The 23,619-nt window shown below is 73.7% G+C and carries 26 protein-coding genes and 1 tRNA gene; 23 read left to right on the forward strand and 4 right to left on the reverse strand.

Going from position 1 to position 23,619, the window contains the following annotated elements; genetic code table 11:
- Positions 1–417: 417 nt before the first annotated feature.
- The 10 genes from EAD96_RS11225 (at position 418) to EAD96_RS11270 (ending at position 11,843) form a co-directional block, all read left to right on the forward strand.
- A complete protein-coding gene (locus EAD96_RS11225) occupies positions 418–993 on the forward strand; it encodes a hypothetical protein (RefSeq protein WP_121684226.1) in 576 nt (191 codons plus the stop codon).
- Between the two features lie 301 nt (positions 994–1,294).
- A complete protein-coding gene (gene fdh, locus EAD96_RS11235; RefSeq protein WP_233585652.1) occupies positions 1,295–4,618 on the forward strand; it encodes a formate dehydrogenase in 3,324 nt (1,107 codons plus the stop codon).
- Entirely contained in the window at positions 4,611–5,654 is a 1,044-nt protein-coding gene (locus EAD96_RS11240) for a 4Fe-4S dicluster domain-containing protein (RefSeq protein ID WP_121684229.1), read from the forward strand. The genes fdh and EAD96_RS11240 overlap by 8 nt, the downstream gene beginning before the upstream one ends.
- Positions 5,651–6,850 carry an NrfD/PsrC family molybdoenzyme membrane anchor subunit gene (gene nrfD, locus EAD96_RS11245; protein ID WP_121684230.1) on the forward strand — a complete coding sequence of 400 codons (1,200 nt, stop codon included), beginning with the start codon at positions 5,651–5,653 and terminating at the stop codon, positions 6,848–6,850. The genes EAD96_RS11240 and nrfD overlap by 4 nt, the downstream gene beginning before the upstream one ends.
- Positions 6,851–6,895: 45 nt before the next feature.
- Positions 6,896–6,991 (forward strand) — tRNA-Sec (locus EAD96_RS30990).
- 21 nt (positions 6,992–7,012) lie between these two features.
- The gene (gene selA, locus EAD96_RS11250) at positions 7,013–8,305 is read left to right on the forward strand and encodes an L-seryl-tRNA(Sec) selenium transferase (protein WP_121684231.1); all 1,293 of its coding nucleotides are present in this window, start codon (positions 7,013–7,015) and stop codon (positions 8,303–8,305) included.
- A gap of 5 nt (positions 8,306–8,310) precedes the next feature.
- Positions 8,311–10,074, forward strand: coding sequence for a selenocysteine-specific translation elongation factor (gene selB, locus EAD96_RS11255; protein WP_121684232.1), 1,764 nt, complete (start codon positions 8,311–8,313; stop codon positions 10,072–10,074).
- Positions 10,075–10,119: 45 nt separating this feature from the next.
- Positions 10,120–10,317, forward strand: coding sequence for a hypothetical protein (locus EAD96_RS11260; RefSeq protein ID WP_013286387.1), 198 nt, complete (start codon positions 10,120–10,122; stop codon positions 10,315–10,317).
- On the forward strand, positions 10,317–11,594 hold the full coding sequence (locus tag EAD96_RS11265) for a hemolysin family protein (protein ID WP_121684233.1): 1,278 nt from the start codon (positions 10,317–10,319) through the stop codon (positions 11,592–11,594). The genes EAD96_RS11260 and EAD96_RS11265 overlap by 1 nt, the downstream gene beginning before the upstream one ends.
- 66 nt (positions 11,595–11,660) lie before the next feature.
- The gene (locus tag EAD96_RS11270; protein WP_120569850.1) at positions 11,661–11,843 is read left to right on the forward strand and encodes a hypothetical protein; all 183 of its coding nucleotides are present in this window, start codon (positions 11,661–11,663) and stop codon (positions 11,841–11,843) included.
- A 9-nt stretch (positions 11,844–11,852) separates the two neighbouring features.
- On the opposite strand, the gene EAD96_RS11275 is transcribed toward EAD96_RS11270, so the two are convergent.
- Complete coding sequence (locus EAD96_RS11275; protein ID WP_120569851.1) at positions 11,853–12,509, reverse strand: hypothetical protein; 657 nt, start codon at positions 12,507–12,509, stop codon at positions 11,853–11,855.
- 127 nt (positions 12,510–12,636) lie between these two features.
- Between EAD96_RS11275 and EAD96_RS11280 the strand changes: the two genes are divergently transcribed.
- A complete protein-coding gene (locus tag EAD96_RS11280; protein ID WP_091426872.1) occupies positions 12,637–12,843 on the forward strand; it encodes a hypothetical protein in 207 nt (68 codons plus the stop codon).
- Here EAD96_RS11280 and EAD96_RS11285 read toward each other — a convergent pair.
- The 3 genes from EAD96_RS11285 to EAD96_RS11295 all read right to left on the reverse strand — a co-directional run bounded on the left by EAD96_RS11285 (position 12,840) and on the right by EAD96_RS11295 (position 14,473).
- On the reverse strand, positions 12,840–13,313 hold the full coding sequence (locus EAD96_RS11285) for a hypothetical protein (RefSeq protein ID WP_121684234.1): 474 nt from the start codon (positions 13,311–13,313) through the stop codon (positions 12,840–12,842). The genes EAD96_RS11280 and EAD96_RS11285 overlap by 4 nt on opposite strands.
- Positions 13,310–13,519, reverse strand: coding sequence for a phosphatidylethanolamine-binding protein (locus EAD96_RS11290; protein ID WP_120569853.1), 210 nt, complete (start codon positions 13,517–13,519; stop codon positions 13,310–13,312). Before EAD96_RS11290 ends, EAD96_RS11285 begins: the two co-directional genes overlap by 4 nt.
- Before the next feature lie 108 nt (positions 13,520–13,627).
- Positions 13,628–14,473 (reverse strand): universal stress protein, encoded by an 846-nt coding sequence (locus EAD96_RS11295; RefSeq protein ID WP_121684235.1) that lies wholly within the window; start codon positions 14,471–14,473, stop codon positions 13,628–13,630.
- 128 nt (positions 14,474–14,601) lie between these two features.
- On the opposite strand from EAD96_RS11295, the gene EAD96_RS11300 reads away from it, so the two are divergent.
- From EAD96_RS11300 to EAD96_RS11355, 12 genes are all read left to right on the forward strand, one after another.
- Positions 14,602–15,348 carry an SAM-dependent methyltransferase gene (locus EAD96_RS11300; RefSeq protein ID WP_120569855.1) on the forward strand — a complete coding sequence of 249 codons (747 nt, stop codon included), beginning with the start codon at positions 14,602–14,604 and terminating at the stop codon, positions 15,346–15,348.
- Between the two features lie 98 nt (positions 15,349–15,446).
- On the forward strand, positions 15,447–16,634 hold the full coding sequence (locus tag EAD96_RS11305; protein WP_121684236.1) for a PP2C family protein-serine/threonine phosphatase: 1,188 nt from the start codon (positions 15,447–15,449) through the stop codon (positions 16,632–16,634).
- A 48-nt stretch (positions 16,635–16,682) separates the two neighbouring features.
- Positions 16,683–17,153, forward strand: a complete 471-nt coding sequence (locus EAD96_RS11310) for a MarR family transcriptional regulator (RefSeq protein ID WP_121684237.1) — start codon at positions 16,683–16,685, stop codon at positions 17,151–17,153.
- Between the two features lie 352 nt (positions 17,154–17,505).
- A complete protein-coding gene (locus EAD96_RS11315; protein WP_199733137.1) occupies positions 17,506–18,090 on the forward strand; it encodes a CDP-alcohol phosphatidyltransferase family protein in 585 nt (194 codons plus the stop codon).
- Positions 18,087–19,043 (forward strand): DUF881 domain-containing protein, encoded by a 957-nt coding sequence (locus EAD96_RS11320; RefSeq protein WP_120569859.1) that lies wholly within the window; start codon positions 18,087–18,089, stop codon positions 19,041–19,043. The genes EAD96_RS11315 and EAD96_RS11320 overlap by 4 nt, the downstream gene beginning before the upstream one ends.
- Positions 19,040–19,372 carry a small basic family protein gene (locus tag EAD96_RS11325; protein WP_091426880.1) on the forward strand — a complete coding sequence of 111 codons (333 nt, stop codon included), beginning with the start codon at positions 19,040–19,042 and terminating at the stop codon, positions 19,370–19,372. Before EAD96_RS11320 ends, EAD96_RS11325 begins: the two co-directional genes overlap by 4 nt.
- A gap of 10 nt (positions 19,373–19,382) precedes the next feature.
- Positions 19,383–20,318 (forward strand): DUF881 domain-containing protein, encoded by a 936-nt coding sequence (locus tag EAD96_RS11330; protein WP_121684238.1) that lies wholly within the window; start codon positions 19,383–19,385, stop codon positions 20,316–20,318.
- Between the two features lie 54 nt (positions 20,319–20,372).
- Positions 20,373–20,753, forward strand: a complete 381-nt coding sequence (gene gcvH, locus EAD96_RS11335; RefSeq protein WP_121684239.1) for a glycine cleavage system protein GcvH — start codon at positions 20,373–20,375, stop codon at positions 20,751–20,753.
- A 216-nt stretch (positions 20,754–20,969) separates the two neighbouring features.
- Positions 20,970–21,422: an FHA domain-containing protein gene (locus EAD96_RS11340; protein WP_007071101.1), complete on the forward strand. Its 453-nt coding sequence runs from the start codon at positions 20,970–20,972 to the stop codon at positions 21,420–21,422.
- A 50-nt stretch (positions 21,423–21,472) separates the two neighbouring features.
- On the forward strand, positions 21,473–22,174 hold the full coding sequence (locus tag EAD96_RS11345; RefSeq protein WP_199733138.1) for a MerR family transcriptional regulator: 702 nt from the start codon (positions 21,473–21,475) through the stop codon (positions 22,172–22,174).
- Positions 22,175–22,384: 210 nt separating this feature from the next.
- Complete coding sequence (locus EAD96_RS11350) at positions 22,385–22,849, forward strand: bifunctional nuclease family protein (protein ID WP_088647333.1); 465 nt, start codon at positions 22,385–22,387, stop codon at positions 22,847–22,849.
- A gap of 167 nt (positions 22,850–23,016) precedes the next feature.
- Positions 23,017–23,604 (forward strand): MerR family transcriptional regulator, encoded by a 588-nt coding sequence (locus EAD96_RS11355; protein WP_233585654.1) that lies wholly within the window; start codon positions 23,017–23,019, stop codon positions 23,602–23,604.
- The last annotated feature ends 15 nt before the right edge of the window (positions 23,605–23,619 follow it).

Raw genomic sequence — 23,619 nt, forward strand, 5'->3', positions numbered from 1 at the left:
GTGGTGGGCGGCACTCTGGCGGTGGAATGGCTGGCGGGTGGGTGGCGTTGTAACCCGGTGAACGACCGAGCACCAGCCGAGCCACGAGAAGGGGCCGCTGCTGCGGGAACAGCCTTGGGCTGTCGGTCGTTGAGTTCGGTTCTGGCGACGTGAGCCGCGGGGAATGATCCTGGCGGGCTGGTCGTTGAACACGGTTCCGACGACGTGAACCCCCGCCGCCCTCTGGTGGCGTGCACCGCCTCGGGAATGGTGGCGGGTGGCGGGTCGTTGGACATGCTTCCGGCGCCGCGCAGAGGCACCCCCCGGGGGTGTCCCGTGAGCAGCCGAGATCCCCCTTGAAGACTTTTTTGAGTGCCTGACGGTGCTCGCACCCGCGCCGGCCCCCGGGTGTGCGTCGACCCCCGAACGGAGCCCACCATGAACAGCATCCTCCGTAAGAGCATCCTCGGTATCGCCGGTCTGACCGTCGCCGGTGGCCTCGCCGCCGGCCCGGTGGCCGCCCACGCGGCGGACACCACCCACGCGGTCAAGCCGGTGAGCGTGAGCGTGCAGGGTGACACCCTGATCCCGCACGGTGTGCAGGGCGCCCAGTCCCGTATCGACCTGAACGACGAGCAGACCGCCAACGTGAAGGCGATCATCGCGGCGACGAAGAAGGCCGGCATGGACGAGCGTGCCGCGGTCGTGTCGATCGCTACGGCGTTGCAGGAGTCGAAGCTGGAGAACCTCGGCCACCTCGGTGACCGTAACGACCACGACTCGCAGGGCCTGTTCCAGCAGCGCCCGTCCAGCGGCTGGGGCACGGTCGAGCAGATCACCGACCCCGAGTACTCCACCACCGCGTTCCTGAAGGGTCTGAAGCAGGTCGACGGCTGGCAGGACATGCCGCTGACCGTCGCCGCCCAGACCGTCCAGGTGAGCGCCTACCCGGACCACTACGCCCAGTGGGAGCAGCAGGCCGCCGACCTGGTGGCCGAGCACTGGAACAGCTGACCCGGCGGTGACCGGGGTCACGACGAACGAGCGGAAGAACCGTGACCCCGGTACCGTTGTGCAGAGCGTCGGTGTGTCCAGTGTCCCCGGGCCTCACCTAAATTGCCTTCGCGGAATACCGTTCGGCTGGAGCCGCGTCGCGCCACTCGCCGAGAGGCGACATGCACACCGACGCCCAGAGCCGCCCCGGCCATCCGGCCGGGGCGGCTCTGTCTGTGGGCTCGAGTCGCACGCCCCGGGCCGCTGGCCTAGGGTTACAGGCAGAGGTGAGCCGTTCTCGACGGAGAGGGGGTGTGCCCGGATGGGTTTCAAGACGTTCATCCAGGGGTGGCCGGTCTACCGGCAACTCACCGGCACCGACCCGCTCGGTCGCGGCGCCGCCGCCCAGTCGGCGCGCTCCGCCGAGCTGGCCCCCCGCACCGAGTCCGCCGACGGCATGGCCCGCTCGGTCTGCCCCTACTGCGCGGTCGGCTGCGGGCAGCGCGTCTTCCACTCCGGCGGCAAGGTAACCCAGATCGAGGGCGACCCGGACAGCCCGATCTCGCGCGGCCGGCTCTGCCCGAAGGGCTCGGCCAGCAAGAGCCTGGTGACCAGCCCGCTGCGCCAGACCAAGGTCCGCTACCGCCGGCCGTACGCGACCGAGTGGGAGGACCTGGACCTCGACGTCGCGCTCGACATGATCGCCGACCGGATCCTTGCCGCCCGCGCGGAGACCTGGGAGGACGTCGACGACGAGGGCCGCCCGCTGAACCGCACGCTCGGCATCTCCAGCCTCGGCGGCGCGACGCTGGACAACGAGGAGAACTACCTCATCAAGAAGCTGTTCACCGCGATGGGGGCACTCCAGATCGAGAACCAGGCCCGTATTTGACACTCCGCCACCGTCCCCGGTCTGGGGACCAGCTTCGGTCGCGGCGGCGCCACGGACTTCCAGCAGGACCTCGCCAACGCTGACGTCATCGTCATCCAGGGCTCGAACATGGCCGAGGCCCACCCGGTGGGCTTCCAGTGGGTGATGGAGGCGAAGAAGCGCGGCGCGAAGGTCTTCCACGTCGACCCGCGGTTCACGCGTACCAGCGCGCTCGCCGACACGTACCTGCCGATCCGCGCGGGCACGGACATCGCGCTGCTCGGCGGCGTGGTGCGCTACATCCTGGAGAACGAGCTCGACTTCCGGGAGTACGTGCTGGCGTACACCAACGCGGCCAACATCGTCAGCGAGCGGTTCGCCGACACCGAGGACCTGGACGGCCTGTTCTCCGGCTACAACCCGGACACCGGCTCGTACGACCACGCGAGCTGGCAGTACGAGGGCCAGGAGGACAACGCCAAGATCCGCGGCACCGGCAAGGAACGCGACTCGGCCTCCGGGCTGGAACACGAGTCGCACGGCGAGCCGGTACCGCCGCAGGCACCCCGGGACGAGACGCTGCAGCACCCGCGCTGCGTCTACCAGATCCTGAAGCGCCACTTCGCCCGCTACACCCCGGAGATGGTGGCCCGCGTGTGCGGCATCCCGGAGGAGAAGTTCCTCGAACTGGCGCGCGCCTGGACGGAGAACTCGGGCCGGGAGCGCACCGGCGCGCTGGTCTACTCGGTCGGCTGGACGCAGCACAGCGTCGGCGTGCAGTACATCCGCACCGGCTCGATCATCCAGACGCTGCTGGGCAACATGGGCCGGCCGGGCGGTGGCATCCTGGCGCTGCGCGGGCACGCCAGCATCCAGGGCTCCACCGACATCCCGACGCTGTTCAACCTGCTGCCCGGCTACCTGCCGATGCCGCACCACGCCGACCACCCGACGTTCGACGAGTGGGTGGACAGCATCCGGCACCCGGGCCAGAAGGGCTTCTGGGGCAACTCGCGGGCCTTCGCGGCGAGCCTGCTCAAGGCGTACTGGGGTGACGCGGCGACGCCGGAGAACGACTTCTGCTACGGCTACATGCCCCGGATGACCGGCGACCACGGTACGTACCAGCAGGTCCTGAACATGATCGACGGCAGGGTGAAGGGCTACTTCCTGCTCGGCCAGAACCCGGCGGTCGGCTCCGCGCACGGCCGGGCCCAGCGCCTGGGCATGGCCAACCTGGACTGGCTCGTGGTCCGCGACCTGTTCATGATCGAGAGCGCCACGTTCTGGAAGAACAGCCCGGAGGTCGCCACCGGCGAGATCGTGCCGGAGGAGTGCCGCACCGAGGTGTTCTTCCTGCCGGCGGCCTCGCACGTGGAGAAGGAGGGCACGTTCACCCAGACCCAGCGGCTGCTGCAGTGGCGGGAGAAGGCCGTCGACCCGCCGGGCGACGCCCGCTCCGAGCTGTGGTTCTTCTACCACCTCGGCCGGGTGCTGCGGGAGAAGCTGGCCGCCTCCAGCGAGCGCCGCGACCGGGCGCTGCTGGACCTGGCCTGGGACTACCCCACGCACGGTCCGCACGCCGAGCCGAGCGCCGAGGCGGTGCTCAAGGAGATCAACGGGTACGAGGTGGCCACCGGCCGCCCGCTCAACGCGTTCGGCGAGGCCCGCGACGACGGCTCCACGGCGATCGGCTGCTGGATCTACTCCGGCGTCTACGCCGACGGGGTGAACCAGGCGGCCCGCCGCCGGTCCCGGCACGAGCAGGACTGGGTGGCGGCCGAGTGGGGCTGGGCGTGGCCGGCGAACCGGCGCACGCTCTACAACCGGGCCTCCGCCGACCCGGACGGCCGGCCGTGGAGCGAGCGCAAGAAGTACGTGTGGTGGGATCCGGACGCCGGCGAGTGGACCGGGTACGACGTGCCGGACTTCGAGAAGACGAAGCCGCCGTCGTACCGGCCGCCCGAGGGCGCCTCCGGCCCGGCCGGGCTCGCCGGTGACGACCCGTTCGTCATGCAGGGCGACGGCAAGGCGTGGCTGTATGCGCCGAGCGGCGTGCTCGACGGCCCGCTGCCGACGCACTACGAGCCGGCCGAGTCGCCGATGCGCAACCCGCTCTACGGTCAGCAGGCCAACCCGACCCGCAAGATCTACGAGCACCCGATCAACCGGATGAACCCGAGTCCGCCGGAGCCGCACAGCCAGGTCTTCCCGTACGTGTTCACGGTCAGCCGCCTCACCGAGCACCACACCGCCGGTGGGATGAGCCGTACCGTGCCGCGCCTGGCGGAGCTGCAACCGGAGATGTTCGTCGAGGTGTCCCCGGAACTGGCCGGCGAGATCGGGCTGGCGCACCTGGGCTGGGCGCACCTGATCAGCGGCCGTGCGGTGATCGAGGCGCGGGTGCTGGTCACCGACCGGCTCACCCCGCTGCGGGTGGACGGCCGGATCATCCACCAGGTCTGGCTGCCGTACCACTTCGGCACCGAGGGCCTGGTCACCGGCGACTCGGCGAACGACCTGTTCGGCATCACGCTGGACCCGAACGTCCTCATCCAGGAGAGCAAGGTCGGCACCTGCGACATCCGGCCCGGGCGGCGGCCCACCGGCCCGCCGCTGCTCGACCTGGTCGGCGACTACCAGCGGCGGGCCGGCATGACACCGGACCGCAAGGTGCCCCTGGTGACCACCGACGCGGCCGGCGGGGACGACGCCGCCGGCAGCACCGACGAGCAGTCGGCCGCCGCGCACCAGGACGGGGATCGGGATGCCTGACGCCAACAGCCTGTACGGCCCGCTCGACCCGGCCCCGGACGCGGGCTGGGTCGACGCGCCGCCCCGGATGGGCTTCTTCACCGACACCAGCGTCTGCATCGGCTGCAAGGCGTGCGAGGTGGCCTGCAAGGAGTGGAACGGCGTCCCCGACTCGGGTTTCGACCTGCTCGGCATGTCGTACGACAACACCGGCGCGCTCACCGCGAACTCGTGGCGGCACGTCGCGTTCATCGAGCAGCCCCGTCCGGCCGGGCACGGCACGCCGCCGTTCGCCGGTGACCCGACCGGCCCGGCGACCAGCCCGGAGTCCGCGGCGGTCGGCGCGGTCACCGCACCCGACACGGGTACGAATCCCGGCCTGCCGCCGGGGCGGCCGGAGGCGGCGGCGCGGATGGCCGCCGGCCCGGAGTTCCTCGGCATGCCCGGCGTCCAGCCGCCCGGACGGGCCACCGGCGTGGAGTCCCGTACCGACTTCCGCTGGCTGATGATGTCCGACGTGTGCAAGCACTGCACGCACGCGGCCTGCCTGGACGTGTGCCCGACCGGTTCGCTGTTCCGCACCGAGTTCGGCACCGTGGTGGTGCAGGAGGACATCTGCAACGGCTGCGGCTACTGCATCTCCGCCTGCCCGTACGGTGTGATCGACCAGCGCAAGGGCGACGGCCGGGCGTGGAAGTGCACGCTGTGCTACGACCGGATGGGGGCGGGCATGACGCCCGCCTGCGCGCAGGCGTGCCCGACCGAGTCGATCCAGTACGGCCCGCTCGACGAGCTGCGGGAACGGGCCGCCCGGCGGGTCACCGCGCTGCACGAGCACGGCGTGCCGGAGGCGCGGCTGTACGGCCACGACCCGACCGACGGTGTCGGCGGCGACGGCGCGTTCTTCCTGCTGCTGGACGAGCCGGAGGTGTACGGGCTGCCGCCGGACCCGGTGGTCACCACCCGGGACCTGCCGAAGATGTGGAAGCGGGCCGGGCTGGCCGCGCTGGCCATGGCGGCGGCTGCCGTCGCCGCGTTCGTCGGAGGATCGTCGTGAGCCCGGACCGCCCGGTCGGTGACCTGTTCCGCCGCTTCCGCGAGCGCCTGTCCGCGGAACGCGAGAACGGCACCGCCGCCGAACGCGAGAACGGCACCGCCGCCGAACGCGAGAACGGCAGCCGCGCCACCGCGGCCGGTCCGGGCGTGGGCCGCACCGACGCGGGCTCCCGCGACGCCGGGCTGGCCCCGCACCCGCCCCGCGACGCGGCACCGCGCCGCCGCAGGGGCGGCAAGGGCGGGGGGGAGCAGCTCAACGTCCCGCCGGCCGAGTTCACCTCCTACTACGGCCGGCCCGTCCTCAAGCCGCCGGTGTGGCGGTGGGACATCGCCGCGTACCTGTTCACCGGCGGTCTCGCCGCCGGCTCGTCGCTGCTCGCAGCGGGCGGGCAGCTCACCGGCCGCCCGGCGCTGCGCCGCGCCGGGCGGATCGCCGCGCTGGCCGGGGTCGGCGCCAGCACGTACTTCCTGGTCAACGACCTGGGCCGGCCGTCCCGCTTCCACCACATGCTGCGGGTGGCGAAGGTGACCTCGCCGATGTCCGTGGGCACCTGGATCCTCAGCGTGTTCGGCCCGGCCGCCGGGGTCGCCGCGGTCGCCGAGGCGGCTCCGCTGCTGCCCGAGCGCGGCGTGCTGGGGCTCGGCCGCCGGCTGCTGCCCCCGGCCGGGCACGCCGCCGGTGTGGTCGCCGCCGTCACCGCGCCGGCGCTGGCCACGTACACCGGGGTGCTGCTGGCGGACACGGCGGTGCCGTCGTGGCACGAGGCGTACCCGGAACTGCCGGCCATCTTCGCGGGCAGCGCCCTGGCCAGCGGCGCCGGTGTCGGGCTGGTGGCCGCGCCCTGCGCCCAGGCCGGCCCGGCGCGGCGCCTCGCGGTCGCGGGCGCGGCGATGGAGCTGTGGGGTTCGCACCGGGTGGAGAACCGGCTCGGACTGCTCAGCGAGCCCTACACGCAGGGCACGCCGGGGAAGCTGCTGCGCGCGGGCCGGGCGCTGACCGCCGCCGGTGTGGTCGGCGCGCTGGTCGGCCGGCGCAGCCGGGTGCTGTCCGCGCTCTCCGGCGGCGCGCTGATCGCCGCGTCGGTGTGCACCCGGTTCGGCATCTTCCACGGCGGGGTCGCCTCGGCGCGCGATCCGCGGTACACGGTCGTGCCGCAGCGCGAACGCGCCGACCGGCGGGCCGCCGACCAGGTCTGACACCTCCCCGGGCGGCCTTCCGTCCGCTGTGGTTGACTGCTGCGTGGAGGCGTTCAGGCGGCTGGTGCCCCTCCCGGTCTTCAAAACCGGTGTGGTCCGGGACCCGGGCCAGGCGGGTTCGATTCCCGTCCGTCTCCGCCAAACCGTTCCCGGGAGTGCGCGATGCGTGAGGTCGACCCGCGACGGCGGGTGCCGCGCACGGACGCGCTGCTCGCCGATCCCGCGCTGGCCGCCGCCGCCGGCACGCTGGGCCGCGACCGGGTCAAGGCCGCGATCGTCCGCGCCCAGGACCGCGCCCGCCGCGGCGAGCTGACCCCCGATCAGGTACGCGACGCGGCGCTGGCGGACCTGCCCGGCCGGACGCCACGTGCGGTGCTCAACGCCACCGGTGTCGTGCTGCACACCAACCTGGGCCGCGCCCCGCTCGCCCCGTCCGCCGTGGACGCGCTCGTCGCCGCCGCCGGGCACACCGACGTGGAACTGGACCTGCGGACCGGGCGGCGGGCCCGGCGCGGCCGGGAGGCGCTCGACGCACTCGCCGCGGCCGTGCCCGACGCCGGGGCGGTGCACGTGGTGAACAACGGCGCCGCCGCGCTGGTGCTGGCCGCGACCGCGCTGGCCGCCGGCCGGGAGATCGTGGTGAGCCGCGGTGAGCTGGTCGAGATCGGCGACGGGTTCCGCCTGCCCGACCTGCTGGCCAGCACCGGCGCGCGGCTGCGCGAGGTGGGCACCACCAACCGCACCACCCGCGCCGACTACGAAGCCGCGATCGGCGACCAGACCGGGTTCGTGCTGAAGGTGCACCCGTCGAACTTCGTGGTCACCGGCTTCACCTCGGCGGTGCCGGTGGCCGAGCTGGCCACGCTCGGCGTACCGGTGGTGGCCGACATCGGGTCGGGGCTGCTCGCGCCGGATCCGCTGCTGCCGGCCGAACCGGACGCGGCCACCACGCTGCGCGCGGGCGCGCACCTGGTCACCGCCAGCGGCGACAAGCTGCTCGGCGGCCCGCAGGCCGGTCTGCTGCTCGGCGACGCCGACCTGGTGCAGCGGCTGCGCCGGCACCCGCTGGCGCGGGCGCTGCGGGTCGACAAGCTCACCCTCGCCGCGCTCGCCGCCACCCTGTACGCGCCGACCACGCCCACCCGCGACGCGCTGCACGCCGACCCGGCCCGGCTGCGGGAGCGGCTGGAACGGCTGCGGGACCGGCTCGGCGAGGACGGCTGCAAGGCCGAGGTGGTGCCGTCGGCTGCGGTCGTCGGTGGCGGCGGGGCGCCCGGCGTGGAGCTGGACTCGTGGGCGCTGAGCCTGCCCGAGCGGTACGCCGAGCCGCTGCGCACCGGCGACCCGGCGGTCCTCGGCCGGGTGCTGCACGGCCGGCTCCTGCTGGACCTGCGCGCTGTGCCGGAGGACGCCGACGACCGGGTCCGCGCGGCCGTGCTGAGCGTGGGGGACTGACCGGCATGTGGGTGGTGGCGACCGCCGGGCACGTGGACCACGGCAAGTCCACGCTGGTGCGGGCGCTGACCGGGATGGAACCGGACCGGTGGGCGGAGGAACGCCGCCGCGGCATGACCATCGACCTCGGCTTCGCCTGGACCACACTGCCGTCGGGCGGCACCATCGCCTTCGTCGACGTACCCGGGCACGAGCGGTTCGTGCCGAACATGCTCGCCGGTGTCGGCCCGGTCCCGGCCGCGCTGATCGTCGTGGCCGCCGACGAGGGCTGGATGCCGCAGTCCGCCGAGCATCTGGCCGCGCTGGACGCGCTGGGTGTGTCGTACGGGCTGCTGGCGGTCACGCGCGCGGACCTGGCCGATCCCGGGCCCGCGACGGCGCGCGCCCGCGCGGAGATCGCCGCGACGTCGCTGGGTGAGGTGGAGGCGGTGCCGGTCTCCGCGGTCACCGGCGCCGGCCTGCCCGAGCTGCGCGCCGCCCTGGACCGGCTGACCGCCCGGCTGCCCGCCCCGGCCGCTGACGCGCCGGTGCGGCTCTGGGCGGACCGCGCGTTCACCGTGCGCGGCAGCGGCACCGTGGTCACCGGCACGCTCGGCGGCGGCCGGCTGCGCGTCGGCGACGAGCTGGAGCTGGCCGCCACCGGTGAGGCGGTGCGGGTACGCGGACTGCACTCCCTCGGCGTCGCCCGTGCCGAGGTCGAGGCCGTGGCCCGGGTCGCGGTGAACCTGCGCGGGCTGCCCCGGGACCGGGTCGGGCGCGGCGACGCGCTGCTCACACCCGGCCGGTTCGGGCGTACCGACCTGCTCGACGTGCGGCTGGCCGGCGACCCGGCCGCCGACCTGCCGGCCACGCTCACGCTGCACGTGGGCTCGGCGGCGGTGCCCGCCCGGGTCCGGCCGCTGGGCCCGGACACGGTACGGCTGCGCCTGGCCCGCCCGCTGCCGCTGCTGATCGGGGACCGGGCGCTGCTGCGCGACCCCGGCCGGCACCACGTCGCGGGCGGCGTGACGGTGCTGGACGTGGACCCGCCGCCGCTGCGCCGCCGGGGCGCGGCGGCCGCCCGCGCGGCGGTGCTGGCCGGACTGGACGGGCGGCCGGACCTGGCCGGCGAACTGCGCCGGCGACGGCTGATCCGGGCCGGTGACCTGACCCGGATGGGCGTGCCGCCGACCGCGACACCGGTGGCCGGGCAGTGGCTGGCCGACCCGGAGCACTGGCGGGACCTGGGCCGCCGCCTCACTGACGAGGTGACCCGGTACGCCGCCGAACATCCGCTCGCCGCGGGCGTACCCGTCGACGTGCTGCGCCACCGGCTCGACCTGCCCGACCGTGCCCTGGTCACGGCGTTGCTGCGCCCGCCGCTGCGGCTGCGCGACGGCCTGGTCACCGCCGTCGGGCAGGGGACACTGCCGGACCCGGTGGCCCGGGCGGTGGACCGGGTCCGGGCCGAGTACGGCGACCGCCCCTTCCAGGCCCCCGAGGCGCACCACCTGGCCGACCTCGGCCTGGGCCCCCGCGAGATCGGCGCCGCCGTACGGGCCGGCGCGCTGCTGAAGTTGGCCGAGAACGTGGTGCTGCTGCCCGGCGCCCCGGACGACGCGGTGCGCGTGCTCGCCGGGCTGCCGCAGCCGTTCACGCTCAGCGCCGCCCGGCAGGCGCTCGGCACCACCCGCCGGGTGGCGGTGCCGCTGCTGGAACTGCTGGACCGGCGCGGCGCCACCCGCCGGCTGCCCGACGACGCCCGCGAGGTGGTCCGCCCGCCGGGCTGAGCCAACCGGCGCCGCCCGCCCGTCCCGGTCACCTACCGTGACGCCATGGACCCTTCCGCGGTCTGGCGGGACAAGAACCACAAGTGGCGGATCGAGGCGTACCGGGCGCCGGACCTGCGCTTCGCCATCTTCGCCACGAACGGCCCCACCGAGTCGGCGCCGCTGTGGCTGTTCGGGATGGCCGCGCTGGCCCGCTGGCTGATGACCCACGCGATCTCACTGGACGACCTGGAGACCGACTGATGGGCGTGCAGGTCGCGCTGGTGCTGGTGCTGATCCTGGTCAACGCCGCGCTGTCCGGCAGCGAGATGGCGCTGGTGAGCCTGCGGGAGGGACAACTGCGGCGGCTGGCGCGCTCCGGGCGGGCCGGGGCGCGGCTGAGCCGCCTCACCCGCGAACCGAACCGATACCTGGCCACCATCCAGCTCGGCATCACGCTCGCCGGGTTCCTCGCCTCGGCCGCCGCCGCGGTGACGCTGGCCGAGCCGCTGGTCGGCCCGCTGGGCTTCCTCGGCGGGGCCGCCCGCCCGGTGGCGGTGTTCCTGGTGACGCTGCTGCTGACGTTCCTCACGCTCGTGGTGGGGGAGCTGGCACCCAAGCGGCTGGCCATGCAGACGGCGGAGCGGTGGGCGCTGATCAGCGCCGGGCCGCTGGACCTGCTGGCCCGGCTGTCCCGGCCGGCGGTGTGGCTGCTGGGCCGCTCCACCGACCTGCTGGTGCGGCTCGCCGGCGGCGACCCGCGCGCCAGCCGGCAGGAGGTGACCGAGGAGGAGCTGCGGGAGATGCTGGTCAGCCAGCGCGGCCTGTCCGCCCAGCAGCGGGAGATCCTCGCCGGGGCGTTCGACATCGCCGGCCGTACGCTGCGGGAGATCATCGTCGCGCGCCGCGACGTGACCACGCTGCCCGCCGACCTGCCCGCGGCCGAGGCGATGCGCCGGCTCGCGGCCACCGGCCGGTCCCGGGCGCCCGTGATCGGCCCCGGCGGGCTCGACGACGTGTGCGGCACCGTGCACATCCGCGACCTGGTGGACGCCGACGGCGCGCGCGTCGGCGACCGCGCCCGCCCGCCGGTGCTGCTGCCGGGCACGCTGCCGGTGGCCGACGCGATGCGGCAGCTGCGCCAGCGGCACGAGCAGCTCGCCCTGGTGGTCGACGAGTACGGCGGCGTGGACGGCCTGGTCACCATGGAGGACCTGCTCGAGGAGGTGGTCGGCGAGCTGTACGACGAGACCGACCGGGACGTGCACAGCGCCGAGCGGGAGCCGGACGGCGCGTTGCTGCTGCCGGGCGACTTCCCCCTGCACGACCTGCCCGACGTGGGCGTGCGCGTGACGTTCCCGCTGTCGCGCGAGTACACCACTGTGGCCGGGCTGGTGCTGGCCGGCCTGGGCCGGCTGCCCGAGGGGCCGGGGGAGCGGGTCCGGCTGCCCGGCCTCACCGTCGAGGTGGTCGAGGTGGCGGGACGGGCGATCCGCCGGGTCCGGCTGCGCGGTCCCGCCGTGGGCCGCACGCCGGACTGACACCCGGACGGGGGACAGCCGCCCGATCCCCGTCCCCGGCCGCGCCGCCGGTCGTACGGTGCGGGCGTGAAGGACCGAGGAATGCGTACGTTCGTCACCGTGCTGGCCGGGCTGGCCGTGATCTACTTCGGCTTCACCGGAAGCCGCGACAGCGGCGGGGAGGGCGGCGTCTCCGGCGGCGTGGTGCTGCTGGCGCTGCTCGCCTCGCTGCTGGCCTGGAACCTGACCAAGCCCGGCCCGGCGAAGTAGCCGCCCGGCTCAGTGTGCCGTTGCGGCGCTGCGGCTCACCTCGCCCGCCGACTCCTCGCCCAGGGCCACCCGCACCAGCGCCGACGCCAGCCGGCCGAAGTCGGCCTCGCCGACCAGCCCGACCAGCGCGCCCGGGCTCGCCGGCAGGCCCAGCCGCCGCGCCCCGGCGAGCGTGCGCCGGTCGGCGTACGGGCGCACGTCCGGCCACACCGACTGCGCCTCCCGCAGGAAGATGTCCGCACCGGTGGGGCCGATGCCGGGGAACTCGGTGAGCAGCCGGCGCAGCACGGCCGGTTCGGAGCCGGCCTCCTTGTGCAGCCGGCGCAGGTCGCCGTGCCAGCGGTCCAGGCAGAGCCGGGCGCCGGTGCCGAGCATGGTGGCGGTCCGCTCGTCGTAGCGCCGGTAGTGGCCCCGGCCCAGCGCGTCGACCCGGTCCTGCCAGCTCGCCGCCTCCATCGCCTGCGGGGTGCGGTAGCCGGCCGCGAACAGCTCCCGGGCGGCGGCCACCGCCACCGAGGCCCGGATCCGGGTGCTCAGCAGCGTGGTGAGCACCAGCAACTGGTAGAGCGGGCCGGGCCGGTCCGCGAGGGCGATGCCGGCCTCCTCCGCGTACGTGCGGGACTGCCGATCCAGCAGGGCACGCGCGACGTTGCGATCGTCTGGCATCCATCCGGCTTACCCGGCCCGGCCCCGGCCAGACCCCCGGGCCGATCCGGAATGCGCCGGGCGGCGACGGGTACGCCGGTCGGGTGCGCGGCCGACGGCCGTGCGCTCCACCGGGAAGGAGAGACCCGTGGTCAAGCCGCAGCAGGAGGAACTGCGCCGGAACGATCTCGGCGCCACCAGCCAGGACAGCCGCAAGACGGCCACCCAGGCGGGCAGCCGTTCGCGGGGCGGGGGCACGTCGAACGCCGACGCGGGACGGCCCGTCCCGAAGGGGCAGGTGTCCCCGTACGGCCCGGCCGGTGAGCCGGTGGCCGACGACGAGAGCGACAGCTAACCGCGAGCCGACGTCGGCCGCAGTCGCCGCCAGGTGGCTGCGGCCGACAGCCCGTACGCCAGGTGCGGGATCAGGTCGGAGACCCAGTCGCTGCGGCGCCAGGTACGCGGGTCGGTCACGCCGAGCGCTGTCATCGAGCCGTCGGAGGTGGCCATCACGCCGCCGCCGAGCAGCACCGTGGCCAGCGGCATCGGAATCCGCCGGCGCGCGGCGAGCACGCCGAACCCGGCCCCGGCGGCGATGCCCATGGCGTACCCCAGGAACGGCCCCAGACCGGAGCGGCGGTTCGCCGCCTCGACGCCGGGGCCCAGGTCGACGTGCGTGACGTCGGCCAGCCGTCCGGCGACCGATTCCGGGGTGCTGCTGGCCGGCCGGGCCCGCAACGCCATGTCCAGGTACGAGACCGCGTTGAGGACGGCGCTGCCGACGGCGCCCGCGATGGCGCCGTCGACAACCGCTGCCGTCCTCACTTCGGGTCACCCGGTTCCCGGTTGCCCTTGGGGCCGTAGGTCCGTTCGCCCCGGACCACACCCCGTTGCCCCCGGTCGTCCTGGAGGATCCGGTTGGCGACCTGGTTCGCCTCCTTGTCGGCCGCCCGTCCGGACTGCTCGACGAGGTCGCGAAGGCGTGCCCGCTGCTTGTCGTACGCGTTGCTGCCCGGCCGTGGTCCTGGCATCTCTGCCTCCTCCGGATCGCTGTCGGCTGACGTAGGCGTCTACCCGCCCGGGCCGGGACCAACCGTTGCCGGGGCGATCCCCGCCGCGCCGGGCGCCCGGGCCGGCGCTCAGTCCGGGGCCCGGACCACGGCTACCGGGCAGGCGGAGCGGTGCAGGATTCCCTGGCTCACCGAGCCGAGCAGCAGCCCGCCCAGCTCGCCCCGGCCCTGCCGGCCCACCACGACGAGCTGGGCCCCGGCCGACGCCGTGGTCAGCGCCGCGACCGGTTTGGCGCGTACCGCCTCGGCGTGCACCGTGAGGTCCGGCCACCGTTCGCCGATCCCGGCCAGCGCCTCGGTGAGCACCCGCTCGTCCTCCTCGGCCCGGTCGTCCCGCCCGCGCGGGGCCGGGCGGGCGTGCACCACGTGCAGCGGGGCGCCGCGCGCGGACGCGGTCTCGGCGGCGAACTCGACGGCGGCGCGCGACAGCGTGGAGCCGTCCACCCCGACCACGACCGGGCCGTCCGCGCGGTCGGTGCCGCGCGCGATCAGCACCGGGCAGTCGGCGTACGAGGCGACCTGCACCGCCACCGACCCGACCACGAGCGCGGTGAACCCGCCCAGTCCCCGGTCGCCGAGCACGATCACGGCGGCGGTGGGGGACTCGCCGAGCAGCACCGCTGCGGCCTCCCCGTCGATGATCTCGCCGGTGATGCGCAGCCTGGGTGCCTCCGCCTCGGCCACCGCGACGGCGTCGGTGACCAGTTGCTCGGCCTGGTTGCGCAGCCCGGCGCCGGGCGGTGACCCGGCCGGCGCGGAGACCGGTACGCGCAGCAGCGGCCAGATGAAACCGTGTACGACCCGCAGCGGGCGGTTGCGCCGCCGCGCCTCCCGGGCCGCCAGGCGCACCGCCCGCGTCGCGGGTTCGGAGCCGTCCACCCCGACCACCACCGCGGCCCCGTTCGCCGAGTTCACCAGTACCTCCTCGTGGCCGGCGCTCCCGCGGCCAGTATCGCGGCCCGGGTGGGCGGCCCGGGGCGATACCGCCGGTGTCGCCCGGTGGGTACGCTGGCGTGCAGCACCCAGGGGAGGGAGCCCCGTCGATGGATCAGCCGGACGGACCGAGCACCGCCCGCATGATCGACTACTGGCTCGGCGGCCGGCACCACCGCCCGGTGGACGTCGCCGCGGCCGCCGCGTTCGAGGCGGCGTACGGGCCCTGCGCGGCGATCTTCCGGTCGCTGCGCGCTTTTCTCGGCCGCACCGTGCGGGCCATGGCGGCCGACGGGATCGACGGGTTCCTGGTCTTCGGCGCGGGCGTGCCCACCTGCGGAAACGTGCACGAGGTCGCGCCGGAGGCGACGGTGCTCTACACCGACGTGGATCCGGAGACGGTCCGGCTGGGCCGCAGCCTGCTCGCCGGCAGCGACCGGGCCGGGTACGGCTACGGCGACGCCACCGACATCGGGACGGTCGACCGGGCGCAGTTGCACCGGTTCGTGCCGGGCTGGGGGAGACGGCCGGTGGGTGTGGTCTTCCTCGGGCTGGCGGCGTTCCTGGACGACGACACGCTCGCCCGTACGCTCGACGAGCTGTACCAGGCGGCGGCGCCCGGCAGCCGGCTGGCGATCGACTTCGACACCGAGGAACTGGCCGGGCACCCCGAGGCACTGGCCATGATGGGCCCGGCGTTCCGGATGCGGGCGCCCGAGCGGTTCGCGCCGCTGCTGGGCCGCTGGCAGCCGACCGACGACGGCATCGTGCCGGTGGCGCGGTGGCGGCCGGCGGGTGAGCCCGAGCCGGTGCCGGACGCGTTCCACGGCGCGCTGGCGCTCCGACCGGCCGCCTGAGCCGGTCCCGTCACGCCCGGCCGAGGCGGGGCGTTCGCCGTCGGGCGGCCTTCGTATGATGTTTGCCCTGTAGCAATAGTCGTCATCGGAGGATGAGCATGCCGGAGGCGTCCGGATCGGTGTCACGTGCCCTGCGCACGGCGCCACCCGACCAGCTGGCGGAGACCGCGGACGCGGTGCTGCGCCAGACGCTCGGGGCCGCGCGGGCGGAGGTGTTCGTCGCCGACTACCGCGCCAGCGGACTCTGGCCGGTGCTCGACCCGGACGTGCCCGACGGCGGCCCGCTGCTGGCCCACACCGTCGCGCAGCGCTGTTTCAGCAGCCAGGAGCCGGTGCTGGACGTCGTCGAGGACGGCCGCTGCCGCGCCTACCTGCCACTGTCGGTGTGGGGGGAGCGGCTCGGTGTGCTGATGGTGGAGCTGCCCGGCGACCCGGACGCGGCCACTGTGGAGGCCGCTCGGGACGCCGCCGGGGAACTGGCCGTCGCGATCCGGGCGGCCGACCGGGAGACCGACCGGTACCGGCGTGCCCGGCGGCGCGAGCGGCTGAGCATGGCCGCCGAGATGCAGTGGGACCTGCTGCCGGGGCGCAGCGTACGGCTCGGTGATGCGCTGCTCGCCGGTCAGCTCGAACCGGCGTACACGGTGGGCGGTGACCACTTCGACTGGTCGGTGGACGGGGACCGGCTCACCCTCACCGTGCTCAACGGCACCGGCAGCGGCCTGGCCGCGTCGATGCTCACGGCGATGACGGTGAACGCCATGCGCAACGCCCGGCGTTCCGGCGGCAGCCTGGTGGAGCAGGCGGAGCTCGCCTCGGACACCATCTACTACCAGCACCGGGGCAGCCGGCACGTGGCCACGCTGCTGCTGGAGCTGGACAGCCGCCGGGGCGTGATGCGGGCGGTGGACGCCGGCTCACCCCAACTGCTGCGGCTGCGCGGGGGCCGGGTCACGCCGATCGCGCTGGAGCAGCAACTGCCGCTGGGCATGTTCGCCGAGACGCGCTACGACGTGCAGGAGTTCACTCTGGAGCCGGGCGATCGCCTCTTCGTCGTCAGCGACGGGGTGTACGCGGCGGAGCCCGACGAGCAGGAGCCGTACGGCGTCCGGGCGATGGCGCGCGCGATGCGGTCGACTCGGCTGCAGCCGGCGACCGAGGCAGTTGGTACGGTGATGCGCGAACTGCATGCGTACCATGCCGACGCGGATCTCCGTGACGACGCGGTCGTCGTCTGCCTGGACTGGCGCGGCTCCAGCCGGTCCGACGACGTGACGGGGCAGTGACGGGGGCGGCGGAGCGGACACGAGCGGGACGATCGCAGGGGACGGCGAGTGGAGCGACCTCCGAATCTTGCCGCGGCCATCGAATCGGCTGCGGAGGCGCTCATCGGTGTGCTCGACTCCGCGACGTCCCGGCACACGGTCAGCGTCTCGCCCACGCAGCTGCGGGTGCTGTCGTTGATCGTGTCGCATCCGGACACCAACGTGAACCGGCTGGCCGAGCTGCTGGACGTGGTCCCGTCGTCGGCGAGCCGGCTGTGCGACCGCCTGGAGGCGGTCGGCCTGCTGCGCCGGGTGGCGGACCCGCGCGACCGGCGGGAGGTGCGGCTGATCCCCACCGCGGCGGCGGAGACGCTGCTGCGCGACCTGCAGGACAGGCGGCACCGGGCGGTGCAGGCCGTGCTCGACCGGATGCCCAACCGGGTGCAGCACGAGTTGCTGCTGGCGCTGGTGGCGTTCAGCCAGGCCGCGACGGCGACCGCCCCGCAGGCCGGCTCGGATTCGACCGCCCGTACCGCCTGACGCCGTACACCCATGTCCGCCTGGCCGTCGACCGCTCGACTAGTGTCCTAGGATGCTTTAGCGGTTGTGACGGTCACCACCGTGACACCACTGAGCAACGACGCAGCGGGCACCCGGGGGAGAACGGCGAGCCCGATATAGTGGCAGCGCAACTGGGCGGCCCGTGATCACTGGCCGCGTCGGGGAGGTCCCAGCCCGGGATCACAGAGGGCGCCGGCGTCTGACCGGCCGGCAACGCGCACGTCCCTCCAGCGGCCGTTCATCCGGCTGCCGGACCGTGCTGCGAAGGGAGGGTTCGGTGTCGCGTCGGCCGGCTCCAGCGGAGCAACCGGATTCCGGGACCGCCACGGTCGTGGGAGACCGCGTCCTCACGCTGCCCAACCTGATCAGCTTCGTCCGGCTCGTCGGCGTGCCGATCTTCCTCTACCTGTTCCTCGTGGTCCGGGCCGACGTCGCCGCCATCGCGGTGCTCGCCGTCGGCGGCACCAGCGACTGGGTGGACGGCTGGATCGCCCGCCGTCTGGGCCAGGTGAGCCGGCTCGGGGAACTGCTCGACCCGCTGGCCGACCGCCTCTACATCCTCGCCACGCTGCTGGCGTTCACCGCCCGCGAGGTGGTGCCCTGGCAGTTCACCGGCGCGCTGCTGGCCCGGGAAGTGCTGCTGCTGGTGTCCCTCGGGGTGCTGCGCCGCTACGGCTACGGCCCGCCGCCGGTGCACTACGTGGGCAAGACCGCGACGTTCCTGCTGCTGGCGGCGTTCCCGATCCTGCTGCTCGCCGACGCGGTGCCGGACATCGGCACCGCCGCCGGCGCGATCGGCTGGGGGCTGGCCTGGTGGGGCCTGGTCCTCTACTGGGTGGCCGGCGCGATGTACGTGGTGCAGGCGAGCCGCCTCGTGCGGGCCATGCGGGCGCGGCGTACCGAGGCGGCGGCATGACCACGTCGCCGCCGCGGGACGGGGAGAAGGAGCGCGACCCGTCGAACCGGGTGTACGCGCCGGACTTCCTGACCGAGCTGTTCCGCAATCCGCTGGATCCGGGGTACGGGGACGCGGCGGCGCGCCGGGCGACGGGCTCGATGTCGCGGGTGCGGCAGGTGCTGGGCCGGCCGGTGAGCCTGGTGGTGCTGGCGCTGATCGGTTTCCTGTTCGCGGTGGCGTACCGGGAGACGATGGCGGAGGAGCCGAGCCGCGCGACGGCGCGGGCGGGTCTGGTCGCCGAGATCAAGGGGCGGGAGGCGGAGACCGACCGGTTGACCGAGCGCGCCGAGCAGTTGCGTGAGGAGGTCGGCCGGCAGCGGGACGCGACGTTGAGCGGCTCGCAGGCGTCCCGGTTGCGCACGCTGGAGGCGGGGACCGGCCTGGCCCGGGTGCGCGGGGACGGCGTGGTGGTGCGGCTGGCCGACGCGGCGGCGGACCAGGACGGGGTGACCGGCGGGGACGCGGGCCCGTCCCGGGTGCTGTATTCGGATCTGCAGAAGGTCGCGAACGCGTTGTGGGCGGCGGGCGCCGAGGCGGTGGCGGTGAACGGCCAGCGGTTGACGGCGACGTCGACGATCCGGTCGGCGGGTGAGGCGATCCTGGTGGACTACCGGCCGGTGACGGGTCCGTACGAGGTGCAGGCGATCGGGCCGCGGTCGATGCGGGACCGGTTCGATGAGAGCCGGGCGGCGGCGTTGATGCGTGAGGTGGCGCGGACGACGGGTCTGTCGTTCGGGGTGAAGCGGGTCGAGGACCTCACGTTGCCGGCGGCGCCGCAGCCGCGGCTACGCTACGCCGAGCCTTCGGTGAGTCCGAGTGCGCGCCCGTCGGGTTCGGGTGGCGCGGGTTCGTCGAGTCCCGGGTCGTCCGGCCCGGGTGGTTCTTCCAGCCCCTCGGGAGGTGGCCGATGATCGCGGTGCTGGCGTTGCTCGCCGGTGTGGTGCTCGGGGTGTATCTGGACCCCACGGTGCCGGCGGCGTTGCAGCCGTATCTGCCGATCGCGGTGGTGGCCGCGTTGGACGCGGTGTTCGGTGGGGTGCGGGCGAAGCTGGACCGGATCTTCGACGACAAGCAGTTCGTGGTGTCGTTCATCTCGAACGTGCTGGTGGCGGCTCTGATCGTGTATCTGGGTGACCAGTTGGGCGTGGGCGGTCAGTTGTCCACCGGTGTGGTGGTCGTGCTCGGGGTGCGCATCTTCGGAAATGTGGCGGCGATCCGCCGGCACCTGTTCCGGGCGTAGGTTTGTGGCGATGAGCGAGGAACACAGGGAGACGGGTACCGGGTGGCCGCGGCCGGGGGAGCCGGCGCGGCCGTCGGGTCCGGCGGGTGAGCCGGATCCGCGTCCGGACGCGCCCGATCCGGACGAGTTGAGCCCGTTGGCGCCGGTGGAGCCGGTGCCGGACGAGGCGGAGCCCGCGGAGCGGGAGGCGGTGCCGGAGTCCGAGCCGGAGCCGGGTGCGGCGGCTGGTGCGGGGGCGCCGTCGGCGGCGCGGCGGTTCTCGTCGGCGGGTGCGATGATCGCGGTGTTGCTGGCGTTGCTGGGTTTCACGCTGGTGGTGCAGTTCAAGACGACGTCGACGGATCCGACGCTCGCGGCGACGCGGGAGGAGGACCTGGTGCGGATCTCGTCGGATCTGGATTCGCGGGAGCGGCGGCTGCGCCAGGAGATCGAGTTGCTGGAGGAGAGCCAGCGGCAGCTGCGCTCGGGTGAGCAGGGCCGGCAGGCGGCGCTGGAGGAGGCGACGCGGCGGGCGGACGAGCTGGGCATCCTGGCGGGTACGTTGCCGGCTGTGGGTCCGGGTCTTGAGGTGCGGTTCTCGGGGCCGGCGAAGGCGGTGTCGTCGACGCGGATCCTGGACGCGGTGCAGGAGCTGCGGGGTGCGGGCGCGGAGGCGATGCAGATCCAGGGCACGGACGGTACGGCGGCGCGGATCATCGCGTCGACGTATTTCGTGGACGGGCCGGACGGTGCGCTGGTGGTGGACGGGCGGCGGTTGACGGGTCCGTTCACGATCATGGTGATCGGTGATCCGGCGACGATGCGTACGGCGTTGAACATTCCCGGCGGGGTGGTCGCATCGGTGCGGGACGGCGGCGGTAACGTGACCTCCGAGGATCGTGAGGTTGTGGAGGTTTCGCAGCTGCACGCGCCGATCAAGCTGGACCACGCCCGGCCGGTCTCGTGACCGGTCGCGGCCGCGCCGGTTTCTCCGGTGCACCGATGACGAAGGACGCAGTTGGTGATTCCTGAGGATCTGCGGTACACCGCCGAGCACGAGTGGGTGGTCGGTGGTGACGGTGGTGTCGTCCGCGTCGGTATCACGCACTTCGCGCAGGACGCCCTGGGTGACATCGTGTTCGTGCAGCTGCCGGAGCCCGGTGCGGTGGTGGCGGTGGGCGAGTCGCTGGGCGAGATCGAGTCGACGAAGAGCGTGTCGGAGATCTACGCGCCGTTGAGCGGTACGGTGGCGGCGCGCAACGAGGCGTTGGCCGACACCCCTGAGGTGATCAACACGGATCCGTACGGTGCGGGGTGGTTGGTGGAGATCACTCCGGACGATCCGGCGGCGGTCGAGGGTCTGCTGACCGCCGATGCGTACCGCGAGCTCACCGAGAGCTGAGTTCGTGCTGTTCCGGGCGGCGGCGAGGTTCCGCGCGTCCGGTTGCCCTGCATTTCGGCGCTGGCTAGGCTCGCCCAGTCGACCGAGAACCAATAGTTTGAGCGTTGCGGAATGCGCCTTCCCGGGCACGGGGAGCCAGCCGCCGGGTGTGGTGTTGCCCGGCGGCCAGACCCGCCATTCCCTGACGCCGACCGAACAGATCCGTGAGGTGGTCCCATGACGCGCCCAGACGACGAGTTCCCCCCGCTCGACGTCACTTCGACGCTCAATCTCGGTTCGCTCGACGAAGTGCTGGAGGGGCCGGACACCGATGTGGTGCCGAGCCGCATGTCCGGCTCGTTGCCGCCGGGTATGGCGTTGCTGGTGGTTCGCCGGGGTCCGAATGCGGGTGCCCGGTTCCTGTTGGACCACGATGTGACGACGAGTGGGCGGCACCCGGACAGTGACATCTTCCTGGACGACGTGACTGTGTCGCGTCGGCACGCGGAGTTCCACCGTGACGGTGGGACGTTCACGGTGCGGGATGTGGGCAGCCTGAACGGCACGTACGTGAATCGTGAGCGGGTCGAGGCGGCGACGCTGAGCAACGGTGACGAGGTGCAGATCGGCAAGTTCCGGGTGGTGTTCATCGCCGGTCCGCGCCCGGAGGAGGAGGCCGGCCGGGGGTGAACGAGCCTGCGGCTTCGACGCCGTCCGGGGCGGCGCGGGCGCCTGCGCTGATGAGTATCGGCGAGGTGCTGGCGCAGTTGCGGCCGGAGTTTCCGGACGTCACGATCTCGAAGTTGCGGTTCCTGGAGGCCGAGGGCCTGGTGGAGCCGCAGCGGACGCCGGCGGGTTATCGGAAGTACGGCTGGGACGATGTGGCGCGGTTGCGGTTCGTGTTGACCGCGCAGCGGGATCAGTACCTGCCGTTGCGGGTGATCCGGGAGCAGTTGGCCCAGTGGGACGGGTCTGGTCCGTCGCCGGGGCGGGGGCGGCCGAATCTGGTGGCTGTGGGTCCGGGTGGTGAGGTTCCGGGCCGGGAGCCGGTGGAGTCGGTCGAGTCGTCGGAGGTGCGGCTGGACCGGGCGGGTCTGATCGCTCGTAGTGGTGTGGACGAGTCGACGCTCGCGGAGTTGGAGCGGCTGGGTGTGCTGGTGTCGGATCCGCCGGGGTGGTACGACGCGGATGCGTTGATCATCGCGAGTGCGGTGGCGGGTCTGGCGGCGTACGGGCTGGAGCCTCGGCATCTGCGGGCGTACCGGTTGTCGGCGGATCGTGAGGTCGGGTTGTTCGCGCAGTTGGTGGCGCCGTTGGCGCGGCAGAGTGATCCGGCGGCGCGGGCGCGGGCGGCGGAGACGGCGCGGGAGTTGGTGGCGTTGTCGCAGCGGTTGCACGCGGCGTTGGTGCGGGTGGGGCTGCGGTCGACGTTGGGCCGGTGAGGTCGTGGGAGGGGCCGGGTGCGGTGTGCGCCCGGCCCTTCCGCGTGGGTGGGCGCGGAAAGATCTGGTCGGTGGAGCGTGTCGTAGGCTTGCCGGGGTATGCCCGTCCGGCGAGGCGTGGTGCACGTAGCGCGTGGGACTCCCGTGTCCTGGTCCGTGTACCGTGCAGGGAAGGGCGCGGTGCAAGGTGACGACGACACGGAGGCGGCGGTGCGCGAGCTGAGCGTGGTCGGAGTTCGGGTGGAGTTGCCCAGCAACCAGCCGATCGTCCTGCTGCGGGAGGTCGAGGGGGACCGCTATCTGCCGATCTGGATCGGTGCGGTCGAGGCGACGGCGATCGCTTACGAGCAGCAGGGGGTCAAGCCGGCCCGGCCGTTGACGCACGATCTTCTCCGGGATGTGCTGGCGGCGTTGCAGGCGCCGTTGCGGGCGGTGGAGATCACCGAGTTGAAGGAGAACGTGTTCTACGCGGATCTTCTCCTCGGTGACGGTGTGCGGGTGTCGGCGCGGCCGAGTGACTCCATCGCGTTGGCGTTGCGGGTGGGTGCTCCGATTCGTTGTGCGGAGCAGGTCCTCAGCGAGGCGGGGATCGTGATCCCGGACGAGCAGGAGGACGAGGTGGAGAAGTTCCGGGAGTTCCTGGAGCAGGTGCGTCCGGAGGACTTCGCGGGTTGAGGTGTCCCGGCCGGGTGGCCGGGGTCGGCGTGGCGGTGGCCGGCGCGGCGTGTCGCGGTGTCTCCTGCGGGTGAAGTCCGGGGGGCGGCGTTAGGGTTGCCGTGTCGAGGGGTGCGCGTACGGGGAGTCGGCGCGGCACCGCCACGGGCGCGGGGAGGTTGGTCCGGATGCACGAGCCGCGGGATCCTGGTCCGGGTGCGGAACAGCAGGCGGGTGTGGGGGCCGATCCGGCCGGTGACGGCGAGGTCGGTTACCGGGGTGTGACCGCGTGTTCGGCGGTGGGGATCAGTTACCGGCAGTTGGACTACTGGGCGCGTACGGCGCTGGTGGTGCCGAGTGTGCGTGACGCGTCGGGTTCGGGGACGTCGCGGTTGTACTCGTTCCGCGACCTGGTGGTGTTGAAGGTCGTGAAGCGGCTGCTGGACGCCGGGGTGTCGTTGCAGAACATCCGTAAGGCGATCGAGGCGTTGCGGTCGCGTGGGGTGGACGATCTGGCGGGCATCACGTTGATCTCCGACGGGACGACCGTGTACGAGTGCCGGTCGCCGGAGGAGGTGGTCGACCTGTTGCAGGGCGGCCAGGGGGTGTTCGGCATCGCGATCGGTGGTGCGTTCAAGGAGATCCAGGGTTCGTTGTCGCATCTGCCGGCGGAGCCGGTGGGTGGGCAGGAGCCGGCCGTGCCGGCGGTGGAGCCGGAGGCGGAGTCGGTGGGTGACGAGCTGGCGGCGCGCCGGGCTCGGCGGCGGGCGGGGTGACCTGCGTCGCGTCTC

The organism is Micromonospora sp. BL1 (assembly GCF_003667485.1).
In the GTDB taxonomy this organism is placed as follows: domain Bacteria; phylum Actinomycetota; class Actinomycetes; order Mycobacteriales; family Micromonosporaceae; genus Micromonospora; species Micromonospora tulbaghiae.